General features: G+C 54.4%; 16 protein-coding genes and 1 pseudogene. 7 read left to right on the forward strand and 10 right to left on the reverse strand.

Annotated features, from left to right (window positions below; translation table 11 throughout):
* Window positions 1–32: 32 nt before the first annotated feature.
* Window positions 33–476 carry a YtoQ family protein gene (locus BUA49_RS06980; protein WP_072796462.1) on the reverse strand — a complete coding sequence of 148 codons (444 nt, stop codon included), beginning with the start codon at window positions 474–476 and terminating at the stop codon, window positions 33–35.
* Between the two features lie 97 nt (window positions 477–573).
* A complete protein-coding gene (locus tag BUA49_RS06985; RefSeq protein ID WP_072796463.1) occupies window positions 574–1083 on the reverse strand; it encodes an acyl-CoA thioesterase in 510 nt (169 codons plus the stop codon).
* A 134-nt stretch (window positions 1084–1217) separates the two neighbouring features.
* Here BUA49_RS06985 and BUA49_RS06990 point away from each other — a divergent pair, with 134 nt between their 5' ends.
* Window positions 1218–2180: a DnaJ C-terminal domain-containing protein gene (locus BUA49_RS06990; protein ID WP_072796464.1), complete on the forward strand. Its 963-nt coding sequence runs from the start codon at window positions 1218–1220 to the stop codon at window positions 2178–2180.
* Window positions 2181–2195: 15 nt separating this feature from the next.
* A complete protein-coding gene (locus BUA49_RS06995; protein WP_072796465.1) occupies window positions 2196–2543 on the forward strand; it encodes a chaperone modulator CbpM in 348 nt (115 codons plus the stop codon).
* 34 nt (window positions 2544–2577) lie between these two features.
* Here the strand turns inward: BUA49_RS06995 and BUA49_RS17670 are convergent, their stop codons facing one another.
* Window positions 2578–2751 carry a DUF6435 family protein gene (locus tag BUA49_RS17670; RefSeq protein WP_139248746.1) on the reverse strand — a complete coding sequence of 58 codons (174 nt, stop codon included), beginning with the start codon at window positions 2749–2751 and terminating at the stop codon, window positions 2578–2580.
* Window positions 2752–3241: 490 nt separating this feature from the next.
* Here BUA49_RS17670 and BUA49_RS07000 point away from each other — a divergent pair, with 490 nt between their 5' ends.
* Both BUA49_RS07000 and BUA49_RS07005 read left to right on the forward strand, forming a co-directional pair.
* Entirely contained in the window at window positions 3242–3643 is a 402-nt protein-coding gene (locus BUA49_RS07000; RefSeq protein ID WP_072796466.1) for a DUF6502 family protein, read from the forward strand.
* Between the two features lie 229 nt (window positions 3644–3872).
* Window positions 3873–5813: a methyl-accepting chemotaxis protein gene (locus BUA49_RS07005; protein WP_072796467.1), complete on the forward strand. Its 1941-nt coding sequence runs from the start codon at window positions 3873–3875 to the stop codon at window positions 5811–5813.
* Between the two features lie 37 nt (window positions 5814–5850).
* Here the strand turns inward: BUA49_RS07005 and BUA49_RS07010 are convergent, their stop codons facing one another.
* Window positions 5851–6816, reverse strand: a complete 966-nt coding sequence (locus tag BUA49_RS07010) for an NAD(P)H-dependent flavin oxidoreductase (protein ID WP_072796468.1) — start codon at window positions 6814–6816, stop codon at window positions 5851–5853.
* A 128-nt stretch (window positions 6817–6944) separates the two neighbouring features.
* Here BUA49_RS07010 and BUA49_RS07015 point away from each other — a divergent pair, with 128 nt between their 5' ends.
* Both BUA49_RS07015 and trhO read left to right on the forward strand, forming a co-directional pair.
* Window positions 6945–7679 (forward strand): DsbA family protein, encoded by a 735-nt coding sequence (locus tag BUA49_RS07015; RefSeq protein WP_072796469.1) that lies wholly within the window; start codon window positions 6945–6947, stop codon window positions 7677–7679.
* A gap of 108 nt (window positions 7680–7787) precedes the next feature.
* Complete coding sequence (trhO, locus tag BUA49_RS07020; protein WP_072796470.1) at window positions 7788–8804, forward strand: oxygen-dependent tRNA uridine(34) hydroxylase TrhO; 1017 nt, start codon at window positions 7788–7790, stop codon at window positions 8802–8804.
* Between the two features lie 32 nt (window positions 8805–8836).
* On the opposite strand, the gene BUA49_RS07025 is transcribed toward trhO, so the two are convergent.
* The 3 genes from BUA49_RS07025 to BUA49_RS07035 form a co-directional block, all read right to left on the reverse strand.
* Window positions 8837–11074 (reverse strand): glycosyltransferase, encoded by a 2238-nt coding sequence (locus BUA49_RS07025; protein ID WP_072796471.1) that lies wholly within the window; start codon window positions 11072–11074, stop codon window positions 8837–8839.
* Window positions 11071–12129 (reverse strand): lysylphosphatidylglycerol synthase transmembrane domain-containing protein, encoded by a 1059-nt coding sequence (locus BUA49_RS07030; protein ID WP_072796472.1) that lies wholly within the window; start codon window positions 12127–12129, stop codon window positions 11071–11073. The genes BUA49_RS07025 and BUA49_RS07030 overlap by 4 nt, the downstream gene beginning before the upstream one ends.
* Before the next feature lie 120 nt (window positions 12130–12249).
* Window positions 12250–12912, reverse strand: a complete 663-nt coding sequence (locus BUA49_RS07035; RefSeq protein ID WP_072796473.1) for a GntR family transcriptional regulator — start codon at window positions 12910–12912, stop codon at window positions 12250–12252.
* Window positions 12913–13111: 199 nt separating this feature from the next.
* Here BUA49_RS07035 and gloA point away from each other — a divergent pair, with 199 nt between their 5' ends.
* A complete protein-coding gene (gene gloA, locus BUA49_RS07040; protein WP_072796474.1) occupies window positions 13112–13660 on the forward strand; it encodes a lactoylglutathione lyase in 549 nt (182 codons plus the stop codon).
* Here the strand turns inward: gloA and BUA49_RS07045 are convergent, their stop codons facing one another.
* The 3 genes and pseudogenes from BUA49_RS07045 to BUA49_RS07055 form a co-directional block, all read right to left on the reverse strand.
* Window positions 13661–14617: a DMT family transporter gene (locus BUA49_RS07045; protein ID WP_072796475.1), complete on the reverse strand. Its 957-nt coding sequence runs from the start codon at window positions 14615–14617 to the stop codon at window positions 13661–13663.
* A pseudogene (locus tag BUA49_RS07050) lies at window positions 14614–14748 on the reverse strand (LUD domain-containing protein); the annotation flags it as partial. The pseudogene BUA49_RS07050 and the gene BUA49_RS07045, both read right to left, overlap by 4 nt.
* A 141-nt stretch (window positions 14749–14889) precedes the next feature.
* Window positions 14890–15159 (reverse strand): ComEA family DNA-binding protein, encoded by a 270-nt coding sequence (locus tag BUA49_RS07055; protein WP_072796476.1) that lies wholly within the window; start codon window positions 15157–15159, stop codon window positions 14890–14892.
* Window positions 15160–15270: the final 111 nt, after the last annotated feature.

The following is a 15270-nucleotide window of genomic DNA, read 5'->3' on the forward strand; positions in this document are numbered from 1 at the left end:
TAGCTTGGCATCTTCGCCAGATGCCCCAGATTTTACTGTGCTGTCGTAACGTACTTCAGAATATCAACCACCTGCTCGGGAGTCTGCGCCCAGGCCATGGCGGACGCGTCTACTTCCTTCAGCGGGTGGATAATGTCGTCATTGTGCAGCGTGACATAGGGTGTGCCCATGGCTGCACAAAAACCGGCATCAAAGGCCGCGTTCCACTGTTTGTATTTATCACCGAAGCGAATCACCGCCAGGTCGCACTGCTCCAGCAGCGTTTTGGTGCGAATGCCGTTTACCTTGGATGACTGGTGATCGCGCCAGAACGCCTCGTCCGGCTTGCCCAATACATCGCCTGCTGCATCGCTGGCTTCGTGATTGGTGACCGGAGCGCTGAATTCCACGGGCAACCCGGCAGCTTCTGCCCCAGCCTGAATCTGCTCACGCCAGTCAGTATGGATCTCGCCAGAGAGATAGACAGTCCAGATCATGGAGTTCTCCTAAGTTGTCGTCTGATAAGTTTGATAGGGGAAGATTGAACCTGCGAGACCCTATCATAGCTTGCCGCTTTACAGAATCTCAGCCCGGTTAAGCGCCTTTGTTATCTGCTACTTTTGCCAGTTGGGCCCGTGTCTTCAGTCGCCCCTCTCTGCGGATTTCTGCGTTCTCAAAGCGTCGTTTCTGTGCCCCCCCTTCTGGAATGACTGCAGGAACATCCACGGGCTTGTCGTTAGCGTCCAGAGCGACGAATGTGAAGAAGGCAGAGAGGATATGGCGGGTTTCTCCGGTGTAACTGTTCTCGGCTTCAACGCGGGCGCCAATTTCCATAGAGGATCCCCAGCTCCGATTCAGTGACAAGCTGAAAAGCAGGGTGTCGTTGCCTTTTGCCGGGGCACGGAAATGAATGGAATCCACCGCAGCGGTAACGCAAACATGAGCCGAGTGGCGCTCGGCAACCACCAGCGCCAGGCGATCGCATTTCGCCATGATCATGCCGCCAAATACGGTGTCGTGGGCGTTCATGTCATTGGGAAAGACTTTGTAAACGTGTTTCTCAATGGCGGATGCGGATACGGGTTTGGACGGCTTTTCAGACATAACATCCTTTCTCTGCTTCGATTTTAGGGTAAGGTTACTACATCTACGAAAGCGCAGGGCTGAGCTTGTATTCCCGCCGTTCGCGCCAATCATATATAACAGAGAACAATCTTTGACCAGATGCGAGGAGTTCAATGGACTTCAAAGACTATTACGCCGTGCTCGGTGTGAGCGAGTCTGCCTCTCCCGAGGAGATCAAAAAATCCTATAGGAAACTGGCCCGGAAGTATCATCCGGATGTCAGTAAAGAGGAGAACGCTGACGAGAAGTTTAAAGACCTCGGCGAAGCATACGAAGTGCTGAAAGATCCGGAAAAGCGCGGCGAGTACGATCAGTTGCGGAAATACGGCGCGCAGTCCGACGGCTCTTTCCAGCCGCCTCCCGGCTGGCAGAGCGAATCCGGATTTGGTGGTGGCGGTTACACCGAGGCGGATTCCCGTCAGTTCAGCGACTTTTTTGAACAAATGTTCGGTGGTGGCCAGGGTGCTGGTCGCGGCGCCGGCGGAGGCTTCCGGCAGAATGTGCGTATGCGAGGTGAAGATGTTCTCGCCCGGTTGCCGCTGTTTCTGGAAGAAGTGTTCAATGGATGCGAGAAGCAGGTTTCCTTCGCAGTGCACGAAGCCGACCAGCAGGGCCGTATTGTTGCACGCCAGAAAACGCTCAAAGTAAAAATCCCCGCCGGTATGCGCGAAGGGCAGCACCTGCGCCTGAAGGGCCAGGGCTCGCCCGGTATTGGCGGGGGCGAGCCAGGCGACTTACTGATTGAGGTTGAGTTGGCACCTCATCCGCTGTTCAGTATTGAAGGCAGGGATGTTGTCGTTACCGTTCCAGTGGCACCGTGGGAGGCCGCGCTGGGTGCGACAATCACAGTGCCTACTGTGGGCTCAAAGGTGAAAGTGAAAGTGCCTAAGGGAACCTCTTCAGGTCGTAAGCTCCGCCTCAAGGGTAAGGGGCTGCCGGGCAAGCATCCAGGTGACCAGCTGGTTATCCTCCAGATAGCCGTGCCGGAGCAGCATTCTGCAGAGGCAGAAAAACTTTACGAGCAGCTTGCAGAAGCCGAGAAAGCGTTCGATCCACGCAGCAAGCTCCATCTGTGAAGGGGAGAGTAAAGGATGAGTGATAAAAACAGTATTCTGACCGTGGAAGTGATGGACTCGGATGGCAGCACCTTCACCCTTCACGAAGTGTGCGAGCGGGGTGAGTGCCACGCGGAGTTTGTAATCAAGTTAGTGAGTTACGGTATTATCTCACCAGTGGACCCGGCAGCTGAGGCTCGTCAATGGTTGTTCGATGTGGCTGCTCTTGCACGGCTGCACAAGGCTCAGCGCTTGCAGCGAGACCTGAAGATGAACCTGCCGGGGCTGGCCATGTCTTTGGAGCTTCTGGACGAGGTCCAGGATATGCGCAGAGAGGTAGAGCGCCTGAGCCGCCAGTTAAAGCAACTGACGGGGGAGTGGTAATTTCCGCTAGCAAGCCCCCGTTAGCAAGCCCGCTTTATTGGTTTTCGTCGAGAGTTTTGATCTCGGCGTAGATCCTTTCTGCCTCCTCCATCAGGGTCCCATGGCTCCTTAAATCGCCATTGCGCTGCGCATGCAGCGCCTTTGCAAGTTTGTCTTCGTAGGCTTTCTGCAGCTTTTTCTTCGGATCACCCTTCAAAAATCCCAACATTTTTATGTCTCTTTTCATGTTTGTGTTCACAACCTTACGTTGGTTCTGTTTGAAAGTTCATAAATTAATAGCATCTGGCACTGGATAATTTATAGAACGGGAATAAAAGTTCAATTGCCAGAGCATTTAAAACAGTCCAGAGCAGAATGATGAAACATAACCTTTTAGCTTCTGCTGTTAAGTTTGCTCTGGCCGGTACCCTCGCTTGTCTCGCCGGAACTTCTGGCTTTTAGCATTGAAATGGGAATACAATCGCAAACATCAAAAGTGCTATAAACAATCCGCTTTATCAGGCCCTGTTCCGTATTTTTCGACCTCTTGCGAGGTTGCTTTTGCGCAATGGCATTCCTTTCGGAGAGTTTTCTGAGTTGGTAAAAAAGTACAGTGGGGGATATGCCCCCGCGTTCAGAACAGGTGTCAGTTTCTTCTATTTTGAGGAAGCACCTCATACAGAAATACTGCAGCCCGGTTCCAAAAGAGAGAACGCATCATGAACTCCAGCAGTCCGTCCGGGTTTGTTCGTCGCTGGGAACCTGCCGAACTCGCAAGCACCATACTGTCTGCTCCCAGTCGTGAAGTGGTGAGCCATTGGATAACTGCACTTGCGTTTCTTGATGAGAATCGACACCCGGCTATGCTTGCGATGAATAATCAAAGCGAGCCCACTTTCAGCCAGCTCGTGCAGGCCGTTGATCCAGATTTTGCTCCATCCGTGGTTCTCAATGAGTTGCTGCGTAAAGGCGTTGTTGAGCAGTTAGACAGTGGCCATGTGCTGCTCAGGCGAAGCACCTACGTACAGGACGTCCCCGGGTTTGATAAGTCGCCTAAGGTCAGGCGTCAGACGCACAGTTCTGGGCGAAGTGCAGGCAGACGACATAACGATGAAATTTGAAACCCGAAGTGTATTTTGAGTTTGAAGGTAATATAGAACAGTTGGGGTCGCAGTTGTCGCAACGCGAATTCAGCTTGATTAAGCGACCCGCTTTTAAAGATCCGCAACAAAATCCTACATAAAGAAGCCCCCCTTTTTCGCTTGTTTTGCTACAACTAGGGTCTGGCGCATCTCAATGGGTAGAGCACAAGTACTCCTGATGCCGGAATAACATGTTCAGGGAGTTCTTATGGCCCCTCGTTTTCTCAAAAATCTGATCTCCAGCAGGCTGTTCAGGCCAGTTTTTATTGTGTTGATTGTTGCAGGCCTGGCGCAAGTTGTTATCAGTCAGTGGCTGATTTCAGACCAGGTTGAGCGCTTGATAAATACTGCGGGTTCAGCGCTTGAAGCGAGCAGCAATCAGCTCAGCGAATCTTTTGAAAACACGCGGGATGATGTTCGCCTGCGTTTGCAGACTATGCGCGAGGAAAGCGTTGGCCAGCTGGCCGATGAGCTTACGCGTCAGCAAAGCGACCAGCAGGAGCGGGTGGCGGAGAATGTACGAAGTGCCGTTATGGCGGAAGCACAGGGGCTGGCAGATGTGTTGGCGGCCGTTGCCGCGCCCCTGATCTGGGACAGGGATATTCCGCAGTTAACCGGTCTCGTGGAGCTGGCAGACGCGAGAGAATCGGTGCTCTTCGCGGTTTATTTCGATCAGTACGGTGAGCGCATGACTCGGTATGTTGATCGTACGGATGAGCGCGTGGTCAAATTAATGAAGCAGGGTGAGGGCCGTGGAGCGGCCAACCGTGTGCTGGATGCGGCAAGTCGTGACCCGAATATTGTTATCATAACTGCAGACATAAAGCCGAAGGGCTCCGCTATCGGGCAGTTGAAACTTGGGTTGTCATTGGAGGGGATAAACCGCGATCTTGCTCAGTTGAAGGAGGAGTTCAGCGCGACTCTGGCGGGCACTATCGATGCATCAGGAAAGATGCTTGAAACTGAAACCGACCAGGTCAATCAGCGGCTTCAACAGCAGTTGTTGGTGATGGGGGCCGACACGCAATCGAGTATCAGCGACACGGTGGATGCCCTTCGGTTGGAAGCATCAGGCTTGTCGTCCAGCCTCGCCGTGGTTGCCGTGAGTTCCATGGTTGTTCTCTTGATTCTGGTGGCTGCTGCGCTTGGCGGTGGCGTGTTGCCACGTATTCTGCGCCTGAACTCAGCCATTCGTGGTATTGCGGATGGGGAGGCCGATCTGACCCGCCGCGTGAACTTGAAAGGCAACGACGAACTGACCGAAATGGCCCGGGGAGTTAACCAGTTTATCGCCCGCATTCAAGGGCTGGTATCCGATGTTAAAAGTTCTGCAGAGTCTGCCGTCGGGCAGGCACAGGCTCAGGGAGAGGTCAGCCGTGATGCGGTTGCGGCGGTTAATGCCCAGCAGCGTGAAGTGGCGGAGGTATCTGAAACCATGGCGGCTATGTCTCATAGCATCGCCGGGGTTGCGGGCAACATTCAGGAAGTTGCCGGGGCTGTGCGCAGTGTTAGTGCTGAGAGTGAGGCGACTGCTGGAATTTCCCGAGATGTGCGCAAACGGTTGGATGAAGTTGTCTCGAATGTGGAAAAAGCCGTAGCAGCGGTCAGCACGCTCAACACGCAAAGTACTGAGATTACATCCGTGCTGTCGGTTATCGGCGCCATTGCTGAGCAGACCAACCTTCTGGCCCTTAATGCGGCCATTGAGGCCGCGAGGGCCGGGGAGTCGGGCCGTGGCTTTGCGGTGGTGGCCGATGAGGTAAGAACTCTGGCAAACCGGACTCAGAAATCCACTACAGAAATTGAAACCATCATTGCGCAGTTGCAGCAGGGCAGTAAGCAAGCGGTATCGGTGATTGGTGATGTGTCGGACCAGGTTACGGAATCATCTGCGGAGTTCCGTCGCGCGGATGAGCACTTCGATCAGATCAACCGGTTGTTAAGTAGTTTGCAAGAGCAGGCTCTGAGTATTTCGTCTGTGGCGGAACGGGAAGGCCAGCGGGCAGGGGGGCTCAGCGTTAGCATTGACGATATTGCGCGCTCATCTTCGACCACTGTCGAAGCCATTCAGCGCTCTGATAATGCCAGCTCGGAAATCAGCGAGCTGCTTGCAGCACTTCAAACCAAGGCATCCCAATTCCGCGTGTGACAGAAAGGGAGGCCTTGGTCTGGGGCGCCAGGTTTGTTTAACCGCAGACACGCGCCCGTGCGTCTTTATATTCCTGTTTGAGCCGTGACACCAGAACCTCAACGCTGACTACATCATTAATCTGACTCACACCCTGGCCAGCCGACCATACTGTTTTCCAGGCCTTGGCTTCGTCATCCACCGGCTTGAGCTTTTCCCCATAATTGACCTCACCCGCCTGGTGCAGCTTATCCATCGGGAAACCCGCGGCCTCCAGGCTTTGCCGCATAAAGCTTGCAGGTACGCCGGAAACCACCGGTGTATGGATGATATCGCCGGATACAGATTCAATAATCATGTTGTGATAGGCGTCTTCCGCCCGTGACTCGGTGGTGTTGATGAAGCGCGTACCCATGTACGCCAGGTCTGCGCCAAGGGCCTGTGCGGCGAGAACATCGTCGCCGTGGGAGAGCCCGCCGGCCAGCAAAATGGTGCCATCAAACACTTCGCGGATTTCGTGAACCAGAACAAAGGGGTTAGTGGTGCCTGCATGTCCACCGGCGCCGGCTGAAACCGCAATAATGCCGTCCACGCCAGCCTCGGCCGCTTTGCGCGCGTGCTTCTGGTTGGTTACATCGTGGAAGACCACGCCGCCATAGCTGTGCACGGCTTCTACCACTTGGCTTGCAGCGCCCAGCGATGTGATGATGATGGGAACCTGATGCTTTACGCACAATTCCAGGTCGGCCTGCCAGCGCGGATTTGAGCGATGCACGATCAGGTTGACGGCATAGGGTGCGATGTTGGCTTGAGGGTTCTCTTCTTTCAGCTTCCCCAGATCCCCGGTCATCTGAATCAGCCACTCTTCAAAACCTTCGCTCGTGCGCTGGTTTAGCGCCGGAAAACTTCCGACTATCCCTTCCCGGCAGCACGCAAGGGCCAGTTCGGGGCCGGAGATCAGGAACATGGGGGCTGCGACGAGGGGCAGGCTGAGGGAATCCTTGCGAAAAGCGGCAAGTGACATGAGATCTCCTTTATTTGTATTGGAACTTTTGTAGGGTATAAAGGATCTTAGCCTGCCTGGGCAATTGTTGAAATGTTCGCCTGCTAACAAATATCAGGTTTCCTCTGCAAAATAAAAAGGAGTCAAGAATGGGTGAAGCAAAACGTCGCAAGCAGACCGGAGCGCCGCTGCCGCGGAAAACCAGCCCACGAAAGCCTCTGGTTATAGGCGTGAGTGTGCTGGTTCTCGCCGCCATTGTTCTTGGTGCTTTTTTCCTTACCGCAGCGCCCAAGCCAACGTCGGATGAGTTGCCGGTTGCTGCACCTGGTGCAGAAGCCTTTCCGGCGCAGTTGGATCAGTTCGGCGTTTCTGTGGGAGCTGAAGACGCGCCGGTTGTTGTGCGAGAGTTTGCGGATTTTCAGTGCCCTGCCTGTGGCCTTTTCGCGGAAGCCAGCAAGCGCCTGAAGCAGGAGTATGTAGAGGCAGGGCAGGTTCGCTTTGTGTATTTTGACCTGCCGTTGCGGCAGCACCAGAATGCCTTTCCGGCCGCCCAGGCTGCTCGCTGCGCCGGCGACCAGGGGGCTTACTGGGAAATGCACGAACGCCTATTTGATTCGCAGTCTGAATGGAGTGGTTCGAACGACCCTGTTGCCACCTTTACGCGTTATGGCAACGATTTAGGCCTGGAAGAGCGCCGCTTTCGCCTTTGTATGACAAGCGAGCTGCACAGGGAAGCGGTTGAAGAAAGCCGCCGTGTTGCCATGCAGTTGCAAGTGACCAGCACACCAACGGTGCTGGTGGACAACATCCGCCTTAACCGCCCGGGCTGGGGCCAGCTTTCGGCCATAGTGGAGCGGGAGCTTTCCCGCCTCGGTCAGCCCTGACTTGAACATAAGCCAGAGTGGGGTAGAATCTGCGTCCTCTCTGGTCAGGCCTTCCAGATAAATAAACCCATGCTCCGGATTTACGATCCGGCCCGCAGGAGGATCCCCATGAGCAACAATGTTGTTGTCTGCGCGCTTTATAAGTTCGCCGTTCTGAATGATTACAAAATCCTTCGCCAGCCACTGCTGGATATCATGCTGGCCAACGGTGTGCACGGCACTCTGTTGCTGGCCCGGGAAGGTATCAATGGCACGATTGCCGGAAGCCGCAGCGGTATTGATGCGGTTCAGGCCTGGCTGTCCAGCGATGAGCGTTTTAATGGTATTGATTACAAGGAATCGTTTGTAGATACCCAGCCGTTCAAACGCACCAAGGTGAAGCTAAAGAAAGAGATCGTCACCATGGGCGTTGATGGCATTGATCCGAAACGCATTGTGGGCACGTTCGTGGAGCCGGGTGACTGGAACGCTCTGATTTCGGATCCCGAGGTTCTTCTTGTCGATACCCGTAATCAGTACGAAGTGGAAATCGGCACCTTCACGAACGCCGTTAATCCTGCCACGGATACTTTTCGAGAGTTTCCAGAGTATGTGAAGCAGAATCTCGACCCGGCAAAACATAAAAAAGTTGCCATGTTCTGTACCGGCGGTATTCGTTGCGAAAAATCCACGGCGTACTTGAGGGAGCAGGGTTTTGAGGAGGTTTATCACCTCAGGGGCGGCATCCTGAAATACCTGGAAGAAGTGCCTGAAGAGCAAAGCCTCTGGAAAGGTGAATGTTTTGTATTTGACGATCGGGTTACGGTCAATCATCGTTTGGAGCGCGGCGGTTACGACCAGTGCCATGCCTGTCGTCGCCCGATTACCGAGGCTGAGAAACAGCGCCCCGAGTATCAGCAGGGGGTTAGCTGCCACCGGTGTCTTGACTCTTTGAGTGAAGAACAGAAGGCGCGTTTTGCGGAGCGTGAGCATCAGATTCGTTTGGCGGAGGCTCGTGGAGAGTCCCATGTGGGTAGTGAGGCTGCCCGCAATATCGCTGAACGCAAAGCGCGCAAGAAATCAGAACGTGAGCGCCAGGCCGAGAAAAGCCTGCAAGGTGAGCTTCGGAACGCTCCCGCTCGTTAGCATGTGTTAATTCGCCTTAACCAGCTATCCGCTCAGGTTGCTCGCCGTTTTTTAAGCTTCTTATCGCGGAGCGCCAGAGTAGTGGCGTAAATTTCGTGGACATCAGTGGCAAACTGTTCAACCGAAAAGTCTTTGGCAAATGCCAGAGCCTGCGCGGAAAGGGTGTTTCGCAGTTCATCATCCTCCAGTAGGCGCTTTACCTGCGCGCACCATTGATCCTGCCTTTCCGGGGTTTTGAAGCCGTTAAACCCATGGCGGACAACATCATCGATACCACTCGAGCGCACAGCAACCACGGGTAAGCCAGCGGCCATGGCTTCCAGAATGACCATCCCCTGGGTTTCGGACTTGGACGCAAACAAAAAGGCGTCCCCCAGCCGGTACCAGACGGCTATATCCTCTGGCGGTACCGCGCCAGCAAGGGTGATATGAGTTTCCAGGCCCAGTTCCCGGATTTTGCCCTGAAGGCGGTCTTTCTGGTGCCCTTCGCCGATCATCAGGAAGTGAAAGGGCTTGCTCGTTTCCTGTCGCAGCGCACTGATTGCTTCAATCATGAAATCGATGTTTTTCTCGTTCGACAGCCGCGACACGCTGATAAAAACGGCTTCGTCTTTAAGCTTCAGAGTCTTGCGCAGCTGTGCGATCTCATCATCCGTTACCGCCTGAAAGCGTTCGTACTCAATCCCTGTGGGCTGCACAAAGGTGGGTGTCATCACGCCGATCATCCGGAGGTATTCCTCGGTTGAGTAGGTAGGCACGATAACGCCATCGCACTTGTTGGCGAAGCGTTTGATCAGCGCATGGGAGATAAGATTACGGAAAATAAGGCCTGGCAGCGGCACAAAATGGGCGTAATGCTCCAGCCTTGTGTGGTAGGTATAGATAGCTGGCACCTTGAGCCGGCGCGCCATGAACAGCCCGAGTGAACCCAGCCAGAATGGGTGGTGCAGGTGAATGATGTCCGGATGAAAAGCCCGTACACGTTTGCGGATACGGGCAAGAAAGATATTCGCTAGCCGGAACTCTCGCTTCTCGCCCATGGCAAGCAGGGAAGGAACCCGTAGCACATGCTCTTCAACCTCCGGCTGATCTTTGTAACGCGGTGCAACAACCAGTAGTTTGTCTCCAAGGTGTTCCAGACCATGCTGAAGCCGTGCAATGGAAATGGGCACGCCGCCAATAAAGGGCAGGTAGTTGTTGGTGAACATGGCCACTCTTAACGACTTCTCCAGCCACGGCGTTGGATCCAGGTTGTAGTCCGGGTAGTAATCCTTGCCGACAAAAATAATGGCGTAGAGCTTGATGGTGATGGCTGCAAAGATGGCCACGATCAGAAGGAAATTGACGTAGCCGGTATAAAATAGTGAATAAAAGAAGAACCATAAGCTCTCGAGGCGTTTCAGGACCGGGTGCTGGCCGACTTCGAGTCGCTGCAGGGTGTGGCTGATCTCGCCTTCAGGGCTGATGTTCACCCTTACGTAATGATAGAAACTGGTGTCGTTATTCAGTATCAGCCCGCCTGCTCCGCCGGTGGTAATGAAGAGTGTGTCACCGAGTTGTTTCTCCGAGTACAGCGAGAGATTTGAAGAGAACACCAGGTCTATCTTGTGCTTTTTGACAGTATCCAGTAATGCACTCCGGAATTCGGGTGGGGCAAGATAATCCTCCGGCTGGTCGAAAAGAGCGTCTTCTGCCGGCTTGAGAGGAGGGTGCCCGATAAACAGAATTCTGGCTTTTGAGGTGTCCTGGCTAAGCAAGTCATCCAGCCAGCGGATCTGCCACTGCCAAGGTGTTTTCCCGGTGCTGTCCAGAAAAATCAGCCGGCTGCTACCGGCCTGAATGCTGAAAAAATGCGGCCCGAAGTGGTCATAAAACCGGAAGCTTCCGAAATCCTCATATTCGTGGGCGCCAAAGGTGAGCAGGTATGGAATGTGGAGGTGGCTGAGAGAGCCATAAAGGGCACGATATTTGTCCTCACCACCGCCACTGACGGCGTTGCCGGCGGATACCAGGAAGTCCATTCCTGAGGCGTTGAGCTCCGGGATAATGCGTTCTTCAAAAATGCCGACGGAATTGTTGATGTTGCCAACTACGGCAAAACTCAACGGATCGCTGGCGGATATGTCGCGATGAATCTGCTCCACCTGTTCGTTATGCACGCCCGCGAAGTTTTTCATGAAAAAGTTCAGATAGGCTTTATAACCCACCAGCAGTATCACGATTAGCAGGCAGAGATAGAACAGCAGCTTTAACGGGTTTCGGAAGATCATCCGGGTTTCCTGCGATTTTTTATCAGTTCTCTTTGCAACACGATTAAACCAATGATCATGCCCAGATAAATGGTGATCAGGCGCCAGCTCACAATAACCAGAATCAGGTGGTTTCCTGAAATGATACCGCTGAAGAAGCTGCCGAAGACACCTTCGGAAATGCCCGAGGCGCCCGGTGTTGGCGAGAAATACATAATAAATGTTGTCACAACCAGCAGCCCCAGTGACACGAGGTAATCAACGTCGTAACCCAGGCTGTGAATCAGCAACGCCGGAAAGCTGAACAGACTGAGCAGGAACACGGCTGTAAAAAGGACCGAAAGCGCCACAAACAGCGGCCGACCCCGCAAGTAATCGCTGAAACTCTGGGAAAAACGCAGCATCTCCCGCCGGGCCTTGAACTGCCAGCGCTGGTGGCGAGTATCGCTTATGAGATGCCAACGGTTAAGAGCTCCAAGCAGACTGCTGAGCGGCCCGATGAGCCAGCGTGTGCGAAACAGCAGGATAATGAAAAAGCCCAGATATAGCAGAATGAAGATGGCCAGTGCGAAGCCCAGATCGCCGGTGATAGTCTGGCCGTCAAACGCATCCAGTGTCAGCAGGAACACCGGCGTGAGGGAGAATATAAAAAGCACGGCCAGCACGGTTCTGATGGTAGTAGCGGCTGTGGCTCTGCCTACGGGAACCCCATGACGATGCAGATACCAGATTTGCGCGAACCCTCCGCCGGTGGCCATGGGGGTAACGTTTGAGAAAAACAGGTTGATAAAAACCAGACGAAATATGACCAGAAAGGACAAGCGGTGCCCAAGTGCTCGCAGAGTGAAGTGCAAGCGCAAGCCGTCGGAAATGAAATACACCAGAAGCAGAGCTACCACCGCTACCAGGGTTTGCGGTGCAATCAACCGGGCATCAAAACTGATGCTACGTTCTGCAAATTGATCGTATACCGCGTAAAGTCCTACCGCCGTGAGCGCAATAAAGAGCACGCTGAACAGAATAAGGCGTCGCGCTGAGGTTCGTTTCTGGTAGCTGGTTTCGGTGTTGTCAGTCATGGGCTGCCCGTCAGAGTCAGACGGGCAGTTTACAGGATACTAGTGACCATAAACCAACATGGTGGTGTCTGTAATGGCAAAGCCTGTGAACTGAACGCTGCCAATATTGGCATGCCGGCACTAGGCTGAAGACAAAGCTCGCTGAATCATTACTTTCTGGTGCTCCGCAAAGTCCCGGATCACGGCCTGGGCTTTTTCTACATCCCGGTCTAAGACTGCCTGCGGAAGGCGTGTAAAAAACTGGCTTGTCTGAGCCAGGCCATGGCGATATCGCTCGGCGCTCAGATAATAGGCGCGGCTCACCGCCGGCTTGAAGTTTGAAAGTGCCTCCGTGAGATACTCGTTGCCCACCAGCTCACAGCACGCTTCCATCACCTCAAAACTCGCCTCAACCACCGCCATAATATCCGCCGAGGGCTTTTTCATTTGCTCCACAGCACTGCCGACCACTGCCAGCATGCGATCCCGGTCGCTCTCCTGCCAGCGCTCGCAGAGCCTTGCCGCAAGCATCATGAGCAGGTGCATGTAAACGTCGTATAGCTCTGAAGCATGGTTGGCATCCAGCTTTGACGCGGCTGCGCCTTTGCGCGGCGTGATGTCGACCAGATGCCAACGTTCAAGGGTATACAGCGCCTCCTTCACGGAGGCCCGGCTGACCTTGAGTTCAGTAGCCAGTGTGGCTTCCTGAATGCGCTTACCAGGCTGTATCTGCCCAGTCATAATCCGTTCTGCCAGGTAATTGGCGATCTGCTCCGCCAGGGTATTAGGCACCTTGAAATCCATAAAGGTTCTCTGAACAGGTCTTGAAAGCCGGCGCGCCGGGAGTCGGCTCTGCTCCGGCGGGAGAGTGTATGGGCGTGAGTTTATCACACCCCGCGCTCTGCCTATGAGGCGCCGTGCAAGGTGGCGGAGCCCTTGAAATCGGGTAGAAACGAACACAGGTATACACTTCGAATTATCAAAAGCAAAAAAGGGAAACCCCATGCCCAAGCATTTTGAGCAAGCCCCCGGCTTGCATGAAGAGCCGGTTCCGGAAACGGAAGGCTACGTATTTAACCAGACCATGCTGCGCATCAAGGACCCTGAGCGCTCCATGGATTTCTATACCCGGGTGATGGGTATGCGGCTGGTGCGCAAGCTCGACTTCCCGGAAATGAAGTTTACGCTCTATTTCCTGGGCTACCTTGACGATCGGCAAGCGGGCTTTGTGCCGGCGGACGACGCTCATCGAACCACCTTCACGTTCGGCCGCGAAGCCATGCTGGAGCTGACCCATAACTGGGGCACCGAAAATGACGATGACTTTGCCTATCACAACGGCAACGACGAGCCTCAGGGTTTTGGTCATATCGGTATCGCAGTACCTGATGTCTACACCGCGTGCGAGCGCTTTAAGAGCCTGGACGTTGAGTTCGTCAAGAAGCCGGATGACGGCAAGATGAAAGGCCTCGCCTTTATCAAGGACCCTGACGGCTACTGGATCGAGATCCTGCAGCCGGACATGCTGGAAAAGCAGCGCAAGAACAGCTGATCAGGCTGATGTGTCCGTGCCGTCCTTCGGGGCGGCACCGGATTTCCCGCCATAACGCGAGGCCACGACCACCGCTGCGGTGAGTATCAATGCGCCGGCAATGCCAATCGGCCCCAGAACTTCTTCGAGAAAAATCCAGGCGAGCAAAGCGACAAACAGCGGCTCCAGCGTGACGATAATGCTGGAAAGCGTTGCCGGCGTGGTTTTCATGCCGGTAAAGAAGCTCACGTAGCCGATGCAGGTGGGCACAACGCCGATAAAGGCCACCATCAGCCAGTGCCGGAGTTCAAGCTCTTCAATCCCTTCAAAACCACCGCTGAGTGCCACCACGGGCAGCAGTATGAGTGCGGCGGTAAAAAAGCAGATAAATGCCGTGGTAAAGACGGGGGTGCCGGTTGAGCTATAGCGGCTTGTCAGCGTGAAGCCGGTGTAGACCAGCGCGGCCAGAAGCGCCATGAGTACGCCGGCGAGGCGCAGGGTGCCGCTGGTGTCCATATCGCTGAGCACCAGCATTGCGGTTCCGATGACGGCGGTAATCAGTGCCAGAATGGTCAGAAGTCCTGGTTTTTCTCCCAGCAACGGAGCCGCAAGTATCGCCACCAGCACCGGAGGCAGGCACAGCGCAATCAGCGTAGCGATGCCCGCGCCGGTCAGATCCACGGCAAGCAGATAGCTGCCCTGATAGATGGCTTGGAAGAATCCAAGCGCGGCAAGGGGCGCGAGGGATTTCAAATCCAGTTTTCTCAGGGAGTTGCCTGGTGCTGTTCCACCTGCGTTGGCGTTTTGCCGTTGCTCCCGGCGCATCAGCAGCCAGAAAAACGGCAGGGCGACGACCAGCCGGAGAAAGGCAAGAGTGGTGGCTGGCAGCTCAGTCCCGGTAAACAGGAATTTTGCAACGATCCCCGTGGTCGACCAGAGCAGGGCTGCCAGGGCGATTAGCAGGGCGCCTCGAATCATTCAATAATCAACGCAATTAGCTCTTTTGGGCCGTGGACATCGTAGGCGAGAGTCTGCTCAATGTCCGCGGTCTTGGAAGGCCCGGATACTAGCAGCGCATTGGTCGGCATGCCAGCCATAGCCTGCCACTTGAGCCGGTTAGAGTTCTTGTCTGTTAATAATAGGGCGGGTGATCTGTGGTTGCCAGAAGACTTTCGTGGTGCATTTGGCACATAGAGGGGTAGCCTGAAGCTGCCCCTCTATGAACCGGGGGATGTGTTATCCCCCAGTACTCACTTTACGGTTAAACGCTCGGCGTTTTTTTCAACGGTACGTGCGCCAATGCCCTTCACGTTAGAAAGATCCTGTGTTGTCTCAAAAGGACCGTTTGCTTCGCGGTATGCGACGATCGCCTCCGCCTTACTGTCACCAATGCCGTTGAGGCTGGAGAGGGTTGCTGCGTCTGCCAGGTTGATATTGATGGCCGGCTGTTGCGCGTGAGCGAATCCGGTTACCAGGCTGAACAGCAGTACGAGTGTTGCGAAAAAAGGTGTGTGCTTCATGTAAATCTGCTCCTAAGGCTGAATTGCGTCGTTATGGTTGTGAGTCAGAGCGCAAGGCAGCAGAAGCGGAGTTTCGGGTTCTGGCGGGTTCAGTAAAAAAGCAAAGGGCAG

Source organism: Marinobacter antarcticus, from assembly GCF_900142385.1.
Classification (GTDB): domain Bacteria; phylum Pseudomonadota; class Gammaproteobacteria; order Pseudomonadales; family Oleiphilaceae; genus Marinobacter; species Marinobacter antarcticus.

Bases quoted from the DNA above. Each gene is read 5' to 3' on its own strand.
- BUA49_RS06980 (WP_072796462.1), bottom strand. From the start codon at position 476: ATGATCTGGACTGTCTATCTCTCTGGCGAGATCCATACTGACTGGCGT.
- BUA49_RS06985 (WP_072796463.1), bottom strand. From the start codon at position 1,083: ATGTCTGAAAAGCCGTCCAAACCCGTATCCGCATCCGCCATTGAGAAA.
- BUA49_RS06990 (WP_072796464.1), top strand. From the start codon at position 1,218: ATGGACTTCAAAGACTATTACGCCGTGCTCGGTGTGAGCGAGTCTGCC.
- BUA49_RS06995 (WP_072796465.1), top strand. From the start codon at position 2,196: ATGAGTGATAAAAACAGTATTCTGACCGTGGAAGTGATGGACTCGGAT.
- BUA49_RS17670 (WP_139248746.1), bottom strand. From the start codon at position 2,751: ATGTTGGGATTTTTGAAGGGTGATCCGAAGAAAAAGCTGCAGAAAGCC.
- BUA49_RS07000 (WP_072796466.1), top strand. From the start codon at position 3,242: ATGAACTCCAGCAGTCCGTCCGGGTTTGTTCGTCGCTGGGAACCTGCC.
- BUA49_RS07005 (WP_072796467.1), top strand. From the start codon at position 3,873: ATGGCCCCTCGTTTTCTCAAAAATCTGATCTCCAGCAGGCTGTTCAGG.
- BUA49_RS07010 (WP_072796468.1), bottom strand. From the start codon at position 6,816: ATGTCACTTGCCGCTTTTCGCAAGGATTCCCTCAGCCTGCCCCTCGTC.
- BUA49_RS07015 (WP_072796469.1), top strand. From the start codon at position 6,945: ATGGGTGAAGCAAAACGTCGCAAGCAGACCGGAGCGCCGCTGCCGCGG.
- trhO (WP_072796470.1), top strand. From the start codon at position 7,788: ATGAGCAACAATGTTGTTGTCTGCGCGCTTTATAAGTTCGCCGTTCTG.
- BUA49_RS07025 (WP_072796471.1), bottom strand. From the start codon at position 11,074: ATGATCTTCCGAAACCCGTTAAAGCTGCTGTTCTATCTCTGCCTGCTA.
- BUA49_RS07030 (WP_072796472.1), bottom strand. From the start codon at position 12,129: ATGACTGACAACACCGAAACCAGCTACCAGAAACGAACCTCAGCGCGA.
- BUA49_RS07035 (WP_072796473.1), bottom strand. From the start codon at position 12,912: ATGGATTTCAAGGTGCCTAATACCCTGGCGGAGCAGATCGCCAATTAC.
- gloA (WP_072796474.1), top strand. From the start codon at position 13,112: ATGCCCAAGCATTTTGAGCAAGCCCCCGGCTTGCATGAAGAGCCGGTT.
- BUA49_RS07045 (WP_072796475.1), bottom strand. From the start codon at position 14,617: ATGATTCGAGGCGCCCTGCTAATCGCCCTGGCAGCCCTGCTCTGGTCG.
- BUA49_RS07055 (WP_072796476.1), bottom strand. From the start codon at position 15,159: ATGAAGCACACACCTTTTTTCGCAACACTCGTACTGCTGTTCAGCCTG.